Source organism: Mycobacterium sp. (assembly GCF_019247615.1).
GTDB lineage: Bacteria > Actinomycetota > Actinomycetes > Mycobacteriales > Mycobacteriaceae > Mycobacterium.
Genome location: NZ_JAFBAT010000130.1, coordinates 1 through 2,661 on the forward strand (window position 1 = coordinate 1; position 2,661 = coordinate 2,661).

The 2,661-nt window shown below is 63.6% G+C and carries 2 protein-coding genes and 1 pseudogene; all 3 read left to right on the forward strand.

All coding sequences use genetic code 11. The features are described 5' to 3' along the window. Positions 1-391: pseudogene (locus tag JO059_RS08635) on the forward strand (murein biosynthesis protein MurJ); the annotation flags it as partial. Positions 392-465: 74 nt separating this feature from the next. Next, positions 466-876, forward strand: coding sequence for a hypothetical protein (locus JO059_RS08640; protein ID WP_293315710.1), 411 nt, complete (start codon positions 466-468; stop codon positions 874-876). 108 nt (positions 877-984) lie between these two features. After that, positions 985-2,628, forward strand: coding sequence for a PPE family protein (locus JO059_RS08645; RefSeq protein ID WP_293315712.1), 1,644 nt, complete (start codon positions 985-987; stop codon positions 2,626-2,628). The last annotated feature ends 33 nt before the right edge of the window (positions 2,629-2,661 follow it).

Sequence of the window (2,661 nt, forward strand, 5' to 3'; positions counted from 1 at the left end):
GGCCGGGTTGGCAATCGACGGCAACCCCGCCACTGCCTGGTCCACGGACACCTACGTTGACGCCCAACCCTTCCCGAAGTTCAAGGACGGTGTCGGGCTGTTGTTGCAGCTTCCCGAGCCGACGTCGCTCAGCGCCGTCGCCATCGACCTCAACAGCACGGGCACGGTAGCGCAGATACGATCATCGGCCAGTCCGTCACCGGCGAAGCTGACCGACACCGCTGAACTCAGCCCCCCGACCCCGTTGACACCCGGGCACAACGTCATTCCGGTGAAGACCGCTGCCCCGACAACGTTCGTGCTGGTCTGGATAACCACTTTGGGTACCACGGGAGGCAAAAGCCATTCGGACATTTCCGAGGTCTCGCCCCAGCGCGCCGTTCGGCCGTGATATGAGAACAGTTGTTTTTCCGGCCCATAAAATCGTCGGGGTTTGCTCGCCGCGGCTTGTGGTTTGATCAATAAATGGGCTCTGGTGACGGTCATGACCTACCCAGTGCGTCCGAGCGTGCGGCGAAGGCCAAGCAGCGGGTGGAGGAACTAAATCGACGGCGAACCGAGCTCGCCGCCGGAAAGTTACCGTCTGCCGAGTCGGTGAAATTGGCGCGTCAGCGTGCCAAGGAAGCGATGCAGCGCGCCGAAGATGCGCACCACGCCGCCGCCGAAAAGCATGAGGACCTGGCCCGCGTGCACGAGCGAACGGCAAACACCTATCAGCGCGCCGCGATGCAGGCATCGGCGGGCCCGGCTGACCAGTTGCAGGCGAAGGCCGACAAGCATTGGCAGGCCGCGCAGGATAGCCATCTGCGCGCCCTCGCAGACGAGGCGTTGGCCGTCGAAGACGCGGCGCGCGCCTCGGACACCAAACCGGGATAGGCGTCCGACCTGTTTTCGAGACAGCGGCGAATGGGCATACTACTTTGCTTCCAAAAGCGCCGTTGCTTCCAAAAGCGCAGCTGGATGGCGAATCGAGCAGGAGGGGCGATGAACTTTTCGGTGTGGCCGCCTGAGGTCAATTCGGTTCTGCTGCTCGACGGACCGGGTTCCGGGCCGATGCTGGATGCGGCGGCGGCCTGGGACGGGATCCGCAGCGAATTGAGCTCCGCGGCGAATGCATTCACCGCCGTGACTTCGAACCTGTCCGGGCAGGCTTGGCAGGGCCCTTCGTCGGCGGCCATGACACATGCCGCCGCCCGGTACACGGAATGGCTGGGAGGGGCGGCAGCGCAAGCCGAACAGTCGGCAGCCCAGGCCCGGGCGGCGGCTGCCGCATTTGAGGCGGCGCTCGCAACGATCGTGGACCCCGAAATGATCACGGCCAATCGCGGCCGTCTGGTCTCGCTGGTGACCTCAAACCTGTTCGGCCAAAACGCCCCGGCAATCGCGGCCGCGGAGGCGGAATACGAGCAGATGTGGGCACAGGACATCACCGCAATGTTCGGCTATCACGCGAGTGCGTCGGCAACTGTGGCGCAGTTGGGGCCCTGGGAGCAAGCGCTGGAAAATCTGGCCGGACAGCCAGGCGAATTCGCGAGAGCGTTCGGGTCGGGTTTCACCTCCGTTCAGCAGCAGATTTCGCACGCCCCGATGACATCGGCCGCGAGCATCACGGGGGTGGCCAACGAGATCTTCGCCGACATCTTTGGGGCTTCGGCCGGCCCACCCATCCCGGCGACGCTGGGCGGGACATTCAGAGGCAAACCCTCGCTGATCACCAAGCTTGAAATCGCCGGACTGTGGGGCGTAAAAGACTTCCTGGGTACCACCGGACTCGAAATCCCATTGGCCACCCAACCCAATTCGCCGCTGTTAGCTCTGCTTGCCAGCAACGCTCCGCCATTGTCGTATGTTCTCGGTAATTCGCCGCCCAGGTTCTTGACGTTTCCGCTAGGAGAAACGGTCCAGCACACCACCTTTGAGGGGATGCAGGTCGTGCAGATCACGCCGGCTCATCCCGACGGGCACTACGTGGTCGCCATTCACGGCGGCGCCTTTATCTTCCCGCCCTCGATTTTCCATTGGGTCGATTACTCGGTGATGGCCTACCAGACCGGCTCGACCATCGAGGTGCCGATCTACCCGTTGCTGCAGCAGGGAGGCACCGCAGGCACCGTGGTACCGAAGATGGCGGACCTCATCTCTTCGGAGATCGCTCAACACGGGTCCTCCAACGTCAGCGTGATCGGTGACTCCGCGGGCGGCAACCTCGCGCTGGCGGCCGTGGAGTACGAGGTGGCCCACGGTCAGCCCGTGCCGTCGTCGATGGTTCTGCTGTCTCCATGGCTGGACCCGTTCATGACCAATCCGAACATTGCGTTGGTCCACGATCCCCTACTCCCGGTTGTGCCTGGGCAAGTGATCGGCAGGGAGTGGGCGGGAGGCCTTCCCGAGAACAACTACATGGTGAGCCCGCTGTTCGGATCGCTTAGCGGACTGCCGCCGACATACGTCTACGAGGGCTCCTCAGACATCCTGGCGCCCGACGTGCTCGTCCTGCAGCACAACGCCGCGATTACCGGGGCACCGATCAGCTTCGTACTGGCCAAGGGCGAGATTCACGACTGGATAATCCTCACCGTGGACGGCCCCCAATACTGGCCGCAGATCAACCGGGAGCTCAGTATCTAACCGCGGCGCGATGGGAAGAGACGACCGGTGCGG